This window comes from Vibrio sp. Y10_XG_PY6 (assembly GCF_024181795.1).
In the GTDB taxonomy this organism is placed as follows: domain Bacteria; phylum Pseudomonadota; class Gammaproteobacteria; order Enterobacterales; family Vibrionaceae; genus Vibrio; species Vibrio diabolicus.
In genome coordinates, this window is sequence record NZ_JAMZAQ010000002.1 from 142,860 (window position 1) to 158,682 (window position 15,823).

Sequence of the window (15,823 nt, forward strand, 5' to 3'; positions counted from 1 at the left end):
GGGCAATGGAGAGCCAAGTTTCCAAGGATGTTCACTCCTTTACTTTAACAATAGTAATAATAGAGGAGGAACCGCAATGAGAGGAAAAAGTCGTGCTTGAAGCCTACCGTAAACACGTCGAAGAGCGTGCTGCTGAAGGAGTTGTTCCTAAACCGCTAGACGCAGAACAAGTTGCTGGACTTGTAGAACTTCTGAAAAATCCCCCGCAAGGTGAAGAAGAGTTCATTCTTGACCTACTTGAAAACCGTATCCCTCCAGGTGTTGATGAAGCTGCTTATGTAAAAGCGGGTTTCCTAACAGCAGTAGCAAAAGGTGAAGTTAAATCACCATTAGTGAGTCGTGAAAAAGCGGCTGAACTGCTAGGCACTATGCAAGGTGGTTACAACATCGAGCCGCTAGTTGAGCTACTTGATGACGAAGCACTGGCAGAGATTGCTGTAGAAGCACTGTCTCATACACTTCTGATGTTTGATGCTTTCTATGATGTAGAAGAGAAAGCAAAAGCAGGCAATGCGCATGCACAGAAAGTACTTCAGTCATGGGCTGATGCTGAGTGGTTCCTTTCTAAGCCTAAGCTTGAAGAAAAAGTCACTCTAACTGTATTTAAAGTAACAGGTGAAACGAACACGGATGACCTTTCACCTGCACCTGATGCTTGGTCTCGTCCTGATATCCCAGTGCACGCACTTGCGATGCTGAAGAACGAGCGTGAAGGCATCAATCCTGATCAACCGGGCAATATTGGTCCGATCAAGCAAATTGAAGAATTGAAAGAAAAAGGTCACCAATTGGTTTACGTTGGTGATGTTGTTGGTACTGGATCTTCACGTAAATCTGCAACCAACTCAGTACTTTGGTTCATGGGAGATGATATCCCTTACGTTCCAAACAAACGTGCTGGTGGTTATGTGCTTGGTGGTAAAATTGCACCTATCTTCTTCAACACAATGGAAGATGCGGGCGCACTACCAATCGAAGTCGACGTGACTAAGCTCAACATGGGCGATGTTATCGATGTTTACCCATATGAAGGTAAAGTTTGTAATCACGAAACAGGTGAAGTTTTAGCTGAGTTCTCGCTGAAAACGGAAGTACTGATTGATGAAGTTCGTGCTGGCGGTCGTATCCCATTGATCATCGGTCGTGGTTTGACAGACAAAGCGCGTCAATCGCTAGGTCTTGAGCCTTCGGATGTATTCCGTAAACCTGGTGAAATTGCAGATTCTGGCAAGGGTTACACGCTTGCACAGAAAATGGTTGGTAAAGCGTGTGGCGTAGAAGGCATTCGCCCTGGTACCTACTGTGAGCCGAAGATGACGACAGTAGGCTCGCAAGATACTACCGGCCCTATGACTCGTGATGAACTTAAAGACTTGGCGTGTTTGGGCTTCTCTGCTGACCTTGTCATGCAGTCTTTCTGTCACACCTCTGCGTACCCAAAACCAGTAGACGTAAACACGCACCACACACTTCCGGACTTTATCATGAACCGCGGTGGCGTATCTCTTCGCCCGGGTGACGGTATTATCCACTCATGGCTAAACCGTATGCTACTGCCGGATACAGTCGGTACGGGTGGTGACTCACATACTCGTTTCCCGCTAGGTATTTCATTCCCAGCAGGTTCGGGGTTGGTTGCCTTTGCTGCTGCGACAGGCGTTATGCCACTAGATATGCCTGAGTCAATCTTGGTTCGCTTTAAAGGTGAAATGCAACCGGGTATCACACTACGTGACCTTGTTCATGCCATCCCTTACTACGCGATTCAGCAAGGTCTACTAACAGTAGAGAAAGCGGGCAAGATCAACGAATTCTCTGGTCGTATCCTTGAGATTGAAGGCCTAGAAACGCTAACTGTTGAGCAAGCATTTGAGCTGTCTGATGCTTCTGCTGAGCGTTCGGCGGCAGGTTGTACTGTAAAATTGTCGCAAGAGTCGATCGAAGAGTACCTAAACTCTAACATCGTGATGCTGAAGTGGATGATCTCTGAAGGTTATGGTGACCGCCGTACTATCGAACGTCGTATTACAGCGATGGAAGAGTGGTTAGCAAATCCTGAGCTGATGCAAGCTGATAAAGACGCTGAATACGCACATGTTATTGAAATCGATATGGCTGAAATCAATGAGCCAGTACTATGTGCACCGAATGATCCGGATGACGCTCGCTTGTTGTCTGAAGTACAAGGCACAGCGATTGATGAAGTGTTCATTGGTTCTTGTATGACGAACATCGGTCACTTCCGCGCTGCTGGTAAGCTGCTAGATAAGTTCAACGGACAGCTTGCAACTCGTCTATGGATCGCTCCGCCAACGAAGATGGACAAGGATCAGCTAACGGAAGAGGGTTATTACGGTATCTTTGGCCGTGCTGGGGTTCGAATCGAAACACCAGGATGTTCACTGTGTATGGGTAACCAAGCGCGTGTTGCAGACAAATCAACAGTGATGTCGACCTCAACGCGTAACTTCCCGAACCGTCTAGGTACTGGTGCGAATGTTTACCTGTCGTCTGCGGAACTAGCTGCCGTAGGTGCAATCCTTGGTAAGATTCCAACCAAAGAAGAGTACTTGGAGTATGCGAAGCAAATTGATGCAACCGCTACAGATACTTACCGCTACTTGAACTTCCATAAAATGGATCAGTACACCAAGAAAGCGGATGAAGTGATCTTCCAAGAGCCTGCATAAGTTTAACTGCACAATTAAAAAGCACCTCAAACGAGGTGCTTTTTTTATGGGCGCAATTCGCTATACTCCGCACCAAATTGATACGAAAAGGCAATCTCGATGGAATTTGAATTCATCCGTAACACGTTGATGGGCGAGTACTACGTAAAATGCAGCATGGGGCATGAGATTGTTGGGCGCTGGCTACAAGAAGAAATTGGCAAAGATCCTATGAAGATAGCTCAGGTTGAAAAGCTAATTGAGCAGTCATTTTCAGCGCCTTCTCAAGAGCATAACCTAACAGGTACAGAAATTAGCTTGATGATTCTGGGCGATGAAGTCCTAGTGCAAGAAAACGCATTGGCCCATGACCATGATGTTGAGATGGAAAGTGAATTCGATTTCTACAATGCAGAAAGTACAGCAAGCTGTGGAATAGAGGACTTCATGATTCTTATCGAGCGATGGAAAGACTTTTTGAACATTTAGTGCACAGTTTTGGGTAACTTTCCTTCTGTTGCTTTAAATTTGTGAAAAGGGTGCACCGATATGGTGCGCTCTTTTTGTTTATAGATATGTAAATTGACGTTAGTTTTTATTATTCAATGACTTAAAAACTTGGCACGTAGATTGGATTATTAGAAGTGTTTCAGGATGAAAGCTTCGGAGAGAATTGAATGAAAATAATCAATGCCATTATTAAGCCGTTTAAATTAGACGATGTGCGAGAAGCATTGGCTAACGTCGGTATCGAAGGGATGACGGTATCAGAAGTTAAAGGGTTTGGTCGTCAAAAAGGCCACACGGAACTGTATCGCGGCGCTGAGTATCAGGTCGATTTCCTACCAAAAGTGAAAATTGAAATCGCTACTCACGCGGATAATGTTGAGCGAGTGGTTGAAGCGATTACAAAAGCTGCGCAAACAGGAAAGATTGGTGACGGTAAAATTTTTGTCTACGACCTGAACCAAGCGGTGCGTATACGAACGGGCGAAATGGACGCAGAAGCACTTTAAGAATTCAAGGGATTGGAGAAACTTATTATGGAATTAACAACAACAGTAACCGAGTTACGTTACGCACTTGACACCTTTTTCTTCCTCATTTCCGGTGCGTTGGTAATGTGGATGGCAGCTGGTTTTGCGATGCTAGAGGCTGGTCTTGTGCGCTCTAAGAACACAACAGAAATTCTTACGAAGAACATCTGTTTGTACGCAATTGCATGTACGATGTTTCTGATCGTTGGTTACAACATCATGTATGTCGACAACGGAGAAGGAGGCTGGTTACCTTCATTTGGTGCGTTGATTGGTACCCAAGGAGAAGGGGCTGATCACTCTCTAGAATCTGACTTCTTCTTCCAAGTCGTCTTCGTTGCAACGGCAATGTCCGTCGTTTCTGGTGCGGTGGCTGAACGTATGAAGCTTTGGTCTTTCTTGGTTTTCTCTGCAATTTTGACCGCATTTATCTACCCAATGGAAGGTTATTGGACATGGGGCGGTGGCTTCCTAGCAGAAGCTGGATTTAGCGACTTTGCAGGTTCAGGTATCGTACATATGGCTGGTGCTTCTGCAGCTCTTGCTGGTGTATTGCTTCTTGGTGCTCGCAAAGGTAAATATGGCAAAAACGGTGAAATCTACCCGATTCCAGGTTCAAACATGCCTTTGGCAACACTAGGTACTTTCATCCTTTGGTTTGGTTGGTTTGGGTTTAACGGTGGTTCTCAGTTGATGGTTTCAGACTTTGAGAACGCAACAGCGGTAGGTCAGATCTTCCTAAACACCAACGCAGCTGCTGCTGCAGGTGCTATTGCGGCGCTATTTGTATGTAAAACAACTTGGGGCAAAGCGGACTTAACGATGATTCTCAATGGTGCGCTAGCTGGCTTGGTTGCCATCACTGCAGATCCTCTATCACCATCGCCATTATATGCGGTTGCTATCGGTGCAGTATCTGGCGCGCTAGTCGTATTCAGCATCATTGGCCTAGATAAACTGAAAATTGATGACCCAGTCGGTGCGATTTCAGTGCACGGTGTTTGTGGCTTCTTTGGTTTGATGGTCGTACCACTAAGTAACGGCGATGCTACATTCGGTGCACAGCTTTTAGGTGCTGTCGTTATCTTTGCTTGGGTATTTGGTGCTAGCCTAGTGGTGTGGGCTATCTTGAAAGCAACCGTTGGAATTCGCGTCACGGAAGATGAAGAAATGGAAGGTATGGACATGCATGATTGTGGCGTCGGTGCGTACCCAGAATTTGTCACTGTGAAGTAATCAATAGCCTGTAATAAATAGTTACACTCTCAACATATAAAAACCTGCTCCGATGAGCAGGTTTTTTAATATTTGTCATTGTCTTCTTATTGAACATACATATAATAACGCAACTGATAAACGTTATCATTAGCATGGTAAAGGATTAAACAATGAAAAAACTGCTAACTCTTTCAGCATTAACTTGCGCAACCTTAGCTCCAACAGCAATGGCTGCTGAAGAAGTGAACGTCTACTCTTACCGTCAACCTTTCCTAGTTGAACCTATGTTCAACGAGTTCACTAAAGAAACTGGCATCAAAGTAAACGTAAAATTTGCTAAAAAAGGCTTAGCAGAAAAGCTAGCTCAAGAAGGCGAGTACAGCCCAGCTGACGTTATCCTTACGACAGACATCAGTCGTCTAGCTGAACTGACAAACAAAGGTTTAGTTCAGAAAGTAGATAGCAAAATCATTGAAGAAAACGTACCAGCTCAATACCAAGATAAAGAGAATGAGTGGTTTGCTCTAACTCTACGCTCACGTAGTGTTTACTCTTCACGTGATCGCGTAGGTAAACTAGGCGCAGATTTCAACTATGCAGATCTGGCTAAGCCAGAGTTCAAAGGTAAAATTTGTACTCGTAGCGGTAAGCACCCGTACAACGTTTCTCTAGTTTCAGCAATGATTGCTCACAATGGCGAAGCAGAAACCAAAGAGTGGTTGGAAGGCGTGAAAGCAAACCTTGCTCGCAAACCACAAGGCAACGATCGTGCACAAGTTAAAGCGATCAAAGAAGGTCTATGTGATGTTTCTCTAGGTAACAGCTACTACCTAGGTAAAATGGTTAACGACAAAGAGCAAAAAGCTTGGGCAGATGCAGTTTACATCAACTTCCCTAACCAAGAGACTACAGGTACTCACGTAAACATCTCTGGTATGGCGATGGCGAAGTACTCTCCAAACAAAGACAATGCTGTGAAGCTAATGGAATTCCTAACGGGTGACAAAGCGCAGCAGATGTACGCAGAAGTTAACTACGAGTACCCTGTTAAAGAAGGCGTGAAGCGTTCTGAACTTGTGGAATCTTGGGGTGACTTTAAAGCAGACAAGCTTTCTCTAGACGATATTGCAGCCAACCACGAAGCGGCAATTAAGCTATTAGACGAAGTGAAATTTGACCTTTAATTCCTTGTGGGGGTATAACAGTACCCCCATTTGATTAAAGGATATGAGATGTATTTGCAACAGCATTTGTATTTCATACAGCCTTGCAGTAATTAGGCGATGAAAGATAAACACTCTTTATGGAAAACCAGTAGTGGGGTAATAACTCTGTTACTGGTTTTGCCGATCTTAGCGATCTTCTACACCGCAATTGGTGAAACGGATGATTTGTTTGCCCATTTAATGGCGACAGTCATGCCGACTTATATTTTTAACACGGTTGCGCTCACTATTGGCGTAATGGTGTTGTCCTTAATTCTTGGTATACCAAGCGCTTGGATAATGGCCATGTGTAAACTGCCGACCGAAAAATGGTTGCAGTGGGCATTGGTGCTACCTCTTGCGATGCCAGGTTATATCATTGGTTATATTTTTACTGATTGGTTTGATTTTGCAGGACCGATTCAGATCTTTTTGCGTGATGTAACCGGATGGGGACCAGGCGAGTATTGGTTCCCTGATATTCGCACCTTGCCTGGCGCGACCTTTGTGTTGGCTTTAGTGCTGTACCCTTACGTGTATTTGCTGTGTCGAGCTGCATTTATGGAGCAAAATGTCTCTTTGTTGCAAAGCGCGCGTTTGCTCAAATGCTCTCCATGGGAAAGCTTTTGGCGCATCTCGATGCCACTAGTGCGACCTTCTATCGCTGTGGGCTTGTCGCTGGTCGCAATGGAGACTATCGGTGACTTTGGTACTGTAAGTTACTTCGCTGTGAATACGTTAACCACAGCGGTCTACGATACTTGGTTGGGGTACTCTAATCTTAATGCAGCAGCCAAGATTTCAGCCATGATGCTTGTCATTGTAGTACTGCTCCTCAGTGCCGAACGCTACAGTCGTCGTAAACAAAAGCTTTTTCAAAGCCAATTTAACAGTCACGAAGATTTTCGTTATGAGTTGACGGGCTGGAAAAAGTGGACCGCGCTGGTTTGGTGTTGGGGCTTGGTTTCGGTCGCGTTTATTTTGCCATTACTACAGCTGATTGATTATGCGATAACTTACTTTGCGCAGAGTTGGACCCCCGAGTTTCGTGAATACGCATGGAATAGTTTGGTCGTGTCGGTTATTGCCGCCATTATTGGTGTTGCTGTCGCACTGATCGTTAACTTTACCCATCGCGTCAATGGCAAGCGCGAAAGCTTGGCATTTATGCGTCTTTCTTCGATGGGGTATGCAGTGCCAGGAACCGTATTAGCGATTGGTGTGATGGTCGCAGTACTGTTTATGGATCACCGCGTCAACGACCTTGCTAAAGCCATGGAGTGGGGAAGACCGGGACTTATTTTTTCTGGCTCCATGTTCGCCCTGGTTTTTGCCATGGTTGTGCGCTTTTCAGCGGTGGCGATTGGTAGTATCGAAAGTAATTTAAATAAAATTTCGCCTTCGTTAGATATGGCGTCTCGCACCATGGGTTGTAAGCCTAATGCCATGCTGTGGCGTGTGCACTTTCCGCTGGTTAAACGTGGTGCACTGATTGCGGCTCTGTTAGTGTTTATCGAGTCGATGAAAGAGCTCAATGCGGCTCTATTACTTCGTCCATTTAACTTTGAAACACTAGCCACATACGTTTATAACTTCGCCTCGGATGAGCATTTAGAATTGGCCGCTTTGCCTGCGGTTCTGTTGGTTCTTGTTGGGTTGATCCCGCTTGTTGTTGTTAACCGTTCACTGGAGCAAAATCACTGATGAGCTGCGCATTATCAATTAAAAACCTAACTTGCCAATATGATGATCAAACCGTACTCGAATCATTATCTCTTGAGGTGGAACAAGGGCAAATTGTCTGTTTACTAGGTGCAAGTGGTTGCGGAAAAACAACACTATTAAAAGCCGTTGCAGGGCTATTGCCATTAACGTCAGGCGAAATGAGCTTAAATTGCGTCACGATTGATGATGGGGAGAACTGGTTGCCACCAGAACAGCGTAATATCGGGATGATTTTCCAAGATTATGCGCTTTTTCCTCACCTGACGGTGGAGCAAAATATTGCCTTTGGCTTAAAGCATTACTCGACAAAAGAGAAAAATGGCAAAGTTCAAGAGATGCTCGAGCTCGTGCATTTGCAAGGCTATGGCGATCGTTATCCACATCAGTTGTCTGGTGGACAGCAGCAGCGTGTTGCGATTGCTCGCTCATTAGCTTACAGCCCAGACTTATTGTTGCTAGATGAGCCGTTCTCTAATATTGATACGCAAGTTCGCCATGAGCTGATAAGTGAGATCCGTAAGATTTTTAAGGCGCAAGGCGTGACTGCCATTTTTGTTACGCATAGCCGTGAAGAGGCTTTTGCCTTCGCTGATAAAATGGCAGTGATGAACAATGGTGTTATCGAGCAATATGGCACGGCATCTGAGCTTTACTACCAGCCTTCAAGTAAGTTTGTTGCGGATTTCTTAGGTGGTGGTAGCTATCTGGCCGCTAAACGAGTTTCGGATTCAGAATATGAAACCCACTTGGGTGTGGTTGAAGCCACAGCCCAACAAGAGATCCCAGTGCAGTCTGAATGCTCTTTGTTGCTAAGGCCGCAACATGTACAAATTCAATCCGATGAAGAGAGCTCAGTAACGGTGCTGGAGCAGCACTTTATGGGTGACCATTGCCGTTACGTGATTGATGCGAATGGCGACCGTTTGTTGGCTACAGCATCGCAGGCATTAAATATTGGTGAGTCTGTTGCAGTGAAAATTGAAACGCAGGGCGTGCTGGCATTCGCATAATTACTATTCTCTTATGTCTTCCTACACAATAAAAAAGCCCGGCAGTGATGCCGGGCAAGTATTCTTCCCCTTAGCGACAGCTTGAATTACATGACAAGCTTATCCGAAGTGCTCGGGCACAAGGTCAGTTATAGAGACAAGAAGTCTTTAAACTGTTGAAGAACACGTTCCGCAGTGTCCTTATCTTGCATTTCTGCAAAAATACGTAGTAATGGCTCAGTACCAGAGAAGCGCGCGATGATCCAACCGCCGTTCTTGAAGTAGACTTTCGCGCCATCTTCGTAGCTGACTTTTTCAATATCGAACTCAAACTCAGGCAGTTGTTTTTCAACATATATCTTGTTGAATAGGACTTCTTTTTGCGCTGGTTTGAATTGGCAATCACCTTCTGCCATGTACGCGTAGCCGTACTTGCCATAAATTTCATCCAGTAGCTCAGACAACTTTTTGCCCGTTACCGAGATCATTTCAACCAGTAAGCTCGATGCGAACACACCATCTTTACCTTTGATATGACCGCGAATAGTTAAACCACCAGAGCTTTCTCCACCAATCAGTGAGTCATCTGCTTCCATTTGCGAGCTGATGTGTTTGAAGCCAACTGGAACCTCAAAACATTTCTCACCGTGATCTTCGGCGATTTTGTCTAGTAGATGTGTTGTCGCGATGTTACGTACGACTGAGCCTTTCCAACCTTTGTATTTCAATAGGTAGTAATACAGAAGAATCAGCACTTCATTTGGATGAATGAAGTTGCCTTTCTCATCGATGATACCAAGACGGTCTGCATCGCCGTCAGTCCCAATACCGATGTCGTAGCCTTCTTGCTCGACAAGGTGCATCAAGCGGTACAGGGTCGCAGCACTTGGAGAAGGCATTAAACCGCCGAAGTCTGGGTTTTTTCCGTCGTTGATCACGTCTACTTCACAGCGGCCGTTGATTAGGACGGTTTGTAGTGCGTTTTTCGCGACACCAAACATCGGGTCAATCAGCACACGAAGGTTGGCTTTTTTGATTGCTTCAATGTCGATAAAGTCGATGATTGAATCAACAAACTCGTTCATCGGGTTGATGATTTCAATCAACTTGTCTTCAACCGCTTGATCAAAATCGACACTTTTCACATCTTGTGCGGTAAGTGTGGAAATTTGAGTTTCAATTTTCTCGGTAATGATTTCATCTGCATCACGACCACCTTCAATGAAGACTTTGATGCCATTGTAATCGGCAGGGTTATGCGATGCGGTGATGCACGCCGAGTAAGCACAGCCCATCTCTTTTGCTTTGAACATCACGATTGGTGTTGGAACAAACTTATCGATAAAGCTAACTACAATGCCATTTGCCGCTAAAACTTCGGCAAACCAACGGCCAGCTTTATCAGATAGAAAACGTCGGTCATAGCCAATGATAAAGCCACGATCTGCCACTGATTCTCTGTTAGTGATGTTTGCTACTGCCTGAGCAACCAAACGAACATTATCTTTAGTGAATTCTTCACCGATGAATGCGCGCCAACCGCCTGTACCAAATTTGATCATGATTCGAACCTCAATAAGGGCGGCAATACACCGCGCCTTAAAATTTTGCTAGCGAACCCAATGCACAAGCTAAAGAGCAAAAGTGCATTGGGGCATTTTTAAGCGATTAACCTAGTGTTACGATCACTTCGTTCACGGAGCCTTCCGCTTGAACTGGTACTGATGCGCCAGTGATAGCTTCGCCGTTCAGAGTGATAGATTTCACGCCTTTGCTGACTGAATCAGGGTTAACAACTTTGATGTTGTAAGTCGCGCCTAGCCACTGACGAGTGACTTCAAATCCAGGCCAGTTAGTTGGAATACATGGATCGATAGTTAGACCATCAAAACCTGTGCGCACACCAAGGATAAAGTTGGTCACTGCGAAGTAAGCCCAACCAGATGTGCCGGTTAGCCATGGGTGGTTTGCACGACCGTGATCTTGGTGGTCTCGACCCATAATGAACTGCACGTAGGAGTACGGTTCTGCGATACGTTTTTCGATGATGTCGTTTTGGTTGTATGGGTTGAGTGCATCGTAGAACTTCATCGCACGGTCACCGCGCCCCAATTTTGCTTCAGCAACCCAAGCCCATGGGTTTGGATGTGAGAAGATCGCACCGTTTTCTTTTACGCCTTGGTAAACGCGCGTTACAAAGCCGATATCATCATTTGGTGTTGCGAATGATGGTGAGTTCAGATGTAGGCCGTATTCAGAGAATAGATTCTCGTCGACTGCGTCCATTGCCTTTTCACCGCGCTCTTGAGATACCGCACCAGACAGCACCGCAAGAGTGTTTGACTCTAGGTGTACACGACCTTCTTTTTGTTGCGCTGTGCCAATCTTGTCGCCGTTTTTCGTTAGACCACGAATGTACCAGCCGCCTTCTTCGTCCCAAAGGTGTGTTTCACACGCTTCACGCACGTTTGCTGCCATCTCGGTGTATTTCTCAACGTCAGCTTCTTTGCCTAGGTATTTTGCAAGGTCGATGAACTCTTGTAGCGCCCAGAAGTGTAGGAAAGACACCATTGAAGACTCGCCGCCACCTAGGTTTAGACAGTCGTTCCAGTCGGCACGTAGACCTTTACAGATGCCCGTTTGACCCACGTATTCAGCTGAGAAGTCTAGCGCAGCTTTCATGTGGTCATACACGGTTGCATCACCGCCATCCGCGTAAGGAATCACTTCGTCGAAGAAGCTGTGCTCACCGGTTTCCATCACGTATTTACAGATGGTTGGTACTAGCCATAGGTGATCATCAGAGCAAGTGTCTTCAATACCGTGGATCTTATCTTCATCGGACGGAGTAGGAACAACCGTTGGAGACTTAGATGGTTTAACATCTGCTTTTTCAGGATCGAACCAATCAGGATCGAATAGGTGTAGGCCGTAACCCGCTTTTACTTGACCACGCAGTAGATCAACGATGCGCTTGCGAGTCATTTTCGGGTTCGCGTGAGGAACTGAAATTGCGTCTTGCGCCGTATCGCGGTAACCAAGACCAGTACGGCCACCGACTTCGATGAACGAAGCAAAGCGAGACCAAACCACACATGTTTCTGCTTGGTATAGCGTCCAAGCATTGATCATGGTGTCTAGGCCTTCGTTTGGCGATTTCACTTGGAACTTGCCACAACGCTCATCCCAGTGTGCTTTGATGTCAGCAAATGCATTGTCGACTTCTGCAAGGTCTTGGTACTTAGCACGCAGACGCTCACCGTTGCCTTTACCGATACCTAGAATGTAAGCAAAGCGAACTTCTTCACCTGGTTGGATAGTAAATTGCTTGTGCAGAGAGCCACAGTGGTTGTAACACGTTTGTGCGGTGTTAAAACACTTACCTTGTTCTACTGCTAGTGGGTTTGCTTCGTCGCGGTATAGACCTAGGAAGCTATCACGTTGACCGTCGTATGAATCTGGATCAAACGTTGACGCTAGGTAGTAGAAGCCTTCGAAATCGTTAGTGTTGTAGTACAGGTCGTATTCAATCACGCCTTCGTTGTATGACGTACCAGCAGAGTAGAGAGACATCTGGTGGTTTTGGTTATCAGATTGAATGTGGCTGAACGAGAACTCAACAAATGAGAATGCGCTGATCGTACGCGGTTTGTCAGAGGTGTTCTTGATGACCACATCCCAAATTTCTGCATCTTCGCCTTTTGGTACAAAGAGCGTTTTGGTTGCGCTAATGCCGCTGTATTCACACTTGAATTTAGAGTACGACAAACCATGACGAACTTCGTAGTTCGCTTCGTCTAGGCTTTTGGCAACTGGTTGCCAAGAGATTGACCAGTAATCACCCGTCTCATCATCACGTAGGTAAACGTAGTGTCCTGGGCGATCGAATGTCGCGTTTGGACGGAATTTAGTAACACGGTTGTATTCTGGAGAGTTGTAGAACGAGTAGCCACCCGCGTTGTGCGAGATAACGGTACAGAATTTTTCTGTACCTAGGTAGTTGGTCCAAGGAGCAGGTACATCAGGGCGAGTAATGACGTATTCGCGATTCTCGTTATCGAAATAGCCGTATTTCATTTGTGTCTTTCCTTTTTACGAAGCTGCATCTGCAGCCAAAATTTAAAAACTCTTCAAGCGTGATGTTTCGACATCAGTTTTGTATTACTTCCACGGTTTACGGTAATTCACTCCCTGCAAATCAAGCAGAGGTAGATGGCCTTTCAAACGTGATAAATAGTCGGTCCAGTCTCGGTGTTGTTTGTCTGTCCAACATGCTTCTGCCATTGCGGTTAAGCGCGGGAAGACCATGTAGTCCATACGAGACTGGTTGTTAATGATTTCGCACCACAATGCGGTTTGAATGCCCCAAATGCGTTTACGTATTGGATCGTCGGCTGGCAATTCAGCGAGTGGTTCATAGTTGTAAGCTTTTTCTAGCGGCAACGGGTTAGCCCAATCCACGCCCGGTTCTTCTGGTGCGTAATCTTGGGTCATATCTAGGTAGGTGGTTTGTGCAGGTTGTAGCACCACATCGAAACCTTGGCGTGCGCAGTTCAACGCCGCCTCTTCGCTTAACCACGAATAGATCACTGTGTCTTTGCTGACTTTGTCGCCATGCTGTGCTTCTTCCCAACCCAGCATGCGCTTGCCAAGTTTGCGCAGTTTGTCTTCGGCATGACGCAAGAAGTGCCCTTGTAACTCTTTGTAGTCGCTGTAACCCAGTTGTTCCATTAGTGCTTGGCACGCTGGGCTTTTTGACCATACGCCGTTAGGTACTTCATCCGCACCGATATGAACATAAGGGGCAGGGAACAGCGCGGAGACTTCTTCCAACACTTTGTCGATAAACTCATAACTTCCCGGAAGAGCAGGGTTAATGACGTTGTCGTTGTAATGCTGAATGCTGCGGTATTCGGTGGTATCTTCTGCTTCTACCAATAGGTGTGGTAACGACTTGATGGCAGCTCGGCAGTGGCCTGGTACATCGATTTCAGGGATAACAGTGATGCCTCGTTTAGAAGCAAATGCAACCACGTCTTTGATGTCTTCTTGAGTGTAAAAACCGCCGTAACGCTCAGCAAGGTGCGTGTACTGTGGCTCATTGGTTTCATCCAGCCCACGCCATGCACCAATATCGGTTAGTTGAGGCAATGATTTGATCTCAATTCGCCAACCTTCATCATCGGTAAGGTGCCAATGGAATGTATTGAACTTGTAGTGAGCCAACTGGTTGATCAAACGTTTGACTTGCTCAACGGAGTGAAAATGGCGAGCACAATCTAGCATCATACCGCGGTAACGAAAACGTGGTCGGTCTTTGATTGAACAGCAAACCACTTCCATTGAGGCTGGTTGATCGCCAACTTTGATCAGTTGTAATAACGTTGCACAAGCATGGGTAAAACCAGACGAAGAGCCTGCTTCAATTTTGATCGATTCTTCTGCTACCTTCAGTTTGTAAGCGCCTTCATCCAAGGTTGGGTTGCCTTTGAAGATGATCTGACTGCCATTGTTTGATGCGAACTCAAATTGATGAATGCGCTTAAGCTCTTCAAGTAACCACTCTTTAGCTGCATTGGCTAGGTTTGAATAAACCGCAACGCCAGCGTGATGATTAAAGCTAAAGCAGTGATCGCTGACTTCTATATGGTTTGGTTTTGGCAATAAAGGCTGCGCATGCGTCAAGCTGGAAGGGATCTCACTACGTTCACGGTACGGTGAAGCCAATACGATCGGCGTGACATCGACTTGAGCTCGCTGAAGGTTGCCGTTGACTTCAAAGTTGACCAAGGCTTCATTGAATCCATCAGAATAGTAACGGAATGGGTTCGAACCAATACTGAACTCGCAGTAAAAATGATGGTTAGCTGCCAGCACCAACCCTTCTGGTTTGAGGGTGCAGTAGCTGCCAATTTGCTTGAGCTGACCATTCGAAATACTATCCGGCAGAATGTAGCGATCAAAAGCAAAAATCAGGCTCCAATTGTGGAGATCTTGATCGCTCAAGTTATGGAAAGTCAGTCCAAAACGGCAGTTTTGCTTTTGTTCTGATAGGACGACGAGATCAACACGATATTCCATATCTACTCCTACGCCGCATTGAGCGAGTAAAGGTTATGTTCAGGCTTCCCTGCAAACATAATTGCGCCTTCAATCGCGTCAAACTGTGGTTCAACAACCCATTGCTGAACGGGTGGCGAAAGCCAACGTAAAATACGTTCAGCAATGCTGCCCATTAAACAAATACGCGTTGCGCCGCGCTTATTTAATGCCACGAGAAACATTTCGATATCAGCTGCAGTTTGCTTTAGCATCTCAATTGCCAGTGCATCACCTTGCTCTGCATGTTGGAAAATTGCAGGAGAAAACTGGCCATAATCACGAGGAAGCGCTTGTTTAGACCAAGCCACCACGTTATCGACGTCATTTTCGAAATGTGCCATGACGTGTTGTGCTAGAGGCGTTTTCTCTCTGATGCCATCTTCAGCTAACAACACTTGTTGAACTAGGCGAAGCCCCATCACTGCGCCGCCACCTTGATCCGAAATCGGGAATTCACGACCACCGACAACGTGCTGTTCCAATCCTTTTAGATAGATGCCACAAGAGCCTGTTCCTGCGATCATGATTGCGCCATCTTCGCCATTGTGTGCACCAACGCACGCGCCGTAAGCATCAGTGTTTAGAGTCATACTGGCAAACGGATGAGGAAGAGACATGAAGGCTTGCCAAGATGCTTTGTGCTCGGCACCTGCAAGGGCTAAGCCGACATGCATCGATGCAAAATCTTGTTGTGTCAGGCCGCCTTGCTCGGCAGCCGAAGTGATGGATTCAAGAATCGAAGCCATTGCAATTTCAGCGCCTAGCATTATGTTGGCGCTGCCGCTTTTAGCCTCGCCAAGAAAATTACCTTGTGAATCTTTAATCCTGGCTCGACATGACGTGCCGCCACCATCGATACCGACAAAATACATCCCCAT

General features: G+C 46.0%; 11 protein-coding genes. 7 read left to right on the forward strand and 4 right to left on the reverse strand.

Translation table 11 applies throughout. From position 1 onward, the window contains the following. Positions 1-92 precede the first annotated feature (92 nt). The 7 genes from acnB (at position 93) to NL644_RS09055 (ending at position 8,864) form a co-directional block, all read left to right on the forward strand. Positions 93-2,690, forward strand: coding sequence for a bifunctional aconitate hydratase 2/2-methylisocitrate dehydratase (gene acnB, locus NL644_RS09025; protein WP_012841427.1), 2,598 nt, complete (start codon positions 93-95; stop codon positions 2,688-2,690). 99 nt (positions 2,691-2,789) lie between these two features. Then, on the forward strand, positions 2,790-3,158 hold the full coding sequence (locus NL644_RS09030) for a YacL family protein (protein ID WP_005396728.1): 369 nt from the start codon (positions 2,790-2,792) through the stop codon (positions 3,156-3,158). 188 nt (positions 3,159-3,346) lie between these two features. Then, positions 3,347-3,685 (forward strand): P-II family nitrogen regulator, encoded by a 339-nt coding sequence (locus tag NL644_RS09035; protein WP_005396729.1) that lies wholly within the window; start codon positions 3,347-3,349, stop codon positions 3,683-3,685. Positions 3,686-3,712: 27 nt separating this feature from the next. Continuing rightward, complete coding sequence (locus NL644_RS09040; protein WP_046875065.1) at positions 3,713-4,942, forward strand: ammonium transporter; 1,230 nt, start codon at positions 3,713-3,715, stop codon at positions 4,940-4,942. A gap of 152 nt (positions 4,943-5,094) precedes the next feature. Further along, a complete protein-coding gene (locus NL644_RS09045) occupies positions 5,095-6,108 on the forward strand; it encodes a Fe(3+) ABC transporter substrate-binding protein (RefSeq protein WP_005386566.1) in 1,014 nt (337 codons plus the stop codon). Between the two features lie 99 nt (positions 6,109-6,207). Beyond that, positions 6,208-7,833, forward strand: coding sequence for an iron ABC transporter permease (locus NL644_RS09050; protein ID WP_005396731.1), 1,626 nt, complete (start codon positions 6,208-6,210; stop codon positions 7,831-7,833). After that, entirely contained in the window at positions 7,833-8,864 is a 1,032-nt protein-coding gene (locus NL644_RS09055; protein WP_005396732.1) for an ABC transporter ATP-binding protein, read from the forward strand. Before NL644_RS09050 ends, NL644_RS09055 begins: the two co-directional genes overlap by 1 nt. A gap of 128 nt (positions 8,865-8,992) precedes the next feature. On the opposite strand, the gene NL644_RS09060 is transcribed toward NL644_RS09055, so the two are convergent. The 4 genes from NL644_RS09060 to NL644_RS09075 form a co-directional block, all read right to left on the reverse strand. Beyond that, a complete protein-coding gene (locus NL644_RS09060) occupies positions 8,993-10,405 on the reverse strand; it encodes a phosphoglucomutase/phosphomannomutase family protein (protein ID WP_025575563.1) in 1,413 nt (470 codons plus the stop codon). A 106-nt stretch (positions 10,406-10,511) separates the two neighbouring features. Then, the gene (locus NL644_RS09065) at positions 10,512-12,920 is read right to left on the reverse strand and encodes a N,N'-diacetylchitobiose phosphorylase (protein WP_024702440.1); all 2,409 of its coding nucleotides are present in this window, start codon (positions 12,918-12,920) and stop codon (positions 10,512-10,514) included. A gap of 84 nt (positions 12,921-13,004) precedes the next feature. Then, positions 13,005-14,924 carry a beta-N-acetylhexosaminidase gene (locus NL644_RS09070; protein ID WP_114323608.1) on the reverse strand — a complete coding sequence of 640 codons (1,920 nt, stop codon included), beginning with the start codon at positions 14,922-14,924 and terminating at the stop codon, positions 13,005-13,007. A gap of 8 nt (positions 14,925-14,932) precedes the next feature. After that, entirely contained in the window at positions 14,933-15,823 is an 891-nt protein-coding gene (locus tag NL644_RS09075) for an N-acetylglucosamine kinase (RefSeq protein WP_114323607.1), read from the reverse strand.

Bases quoted from the DNA above. Each gene is read 5' to 3' on its own strand.
- NL644_RS09055 (WP_005396732.1), top strand. From the start codon at position 7,833: ATGAGCTGCGCATTATCAATTAAAAACCTAACTTGCCAATATGATGAT.
- NL644_RS09065 (WP_024702440.1), bottom strand. From the start codon at position 12,920: ATGAAATACGGCTATTTCGATAACGAGAATCGCGAATACGTCATTACT.
- NL644_RS09040 (WP_046875065.1), top strand. From the start codon at position 3,713: ATGGAATTAACAACAACAGTAACCGAGTTACGTTACGCACTTGACACC.
- NL644_RS09045 (WP_005386566.1), top strand. From the start codon at position 5,095: ATGAAAAAACTGCTAACTCTTTCAGCATTAACTTGCGCAACCTTAGCT.
- NL644_RS09030 (WP_005396728.1), top strand. From the start codon at position 2,790: ATGGAATTTGAATTCATCCGTAACACGTTGATGGGCGAGTACTACGTA.
- NL644_RS09070 (WP_114323608.1), bottom strand. From the start codon at position 14,924: ATGGAATATCGTGTTGATCTCGTCGTCCTATCAGAACAAAAGCAAAAC.
- NL644_RS09060 (WP_025575563.1), bottom strand. From the start codon at position 10,405: ATGATCAAATTTGGTACAGGCGGTTGGCGCGCATTCATCGGTGAAGAA.
- NL644_RS09075 (WP_114323607.1), bottom strand. From the start codon at position 15,823: ATGGGGATGTATTTTGTCGGTATCGATGGTGGCGGCACGTCATGTCGA.
- NL644_RS09035 (WP_005396729.1), top strand. From the start codon at position 3,347: ATGAAAATAATCAATGCCATTATTAAGCCGTTTAAATTAGACGATGTG.
- NL644_RS09050 (WP_005396731.1), top strand. From the start codon at position 6,208: ATGAAAGATAAACACTCTTTATGGAAAACCAGTAGTGGGGTAATAACT.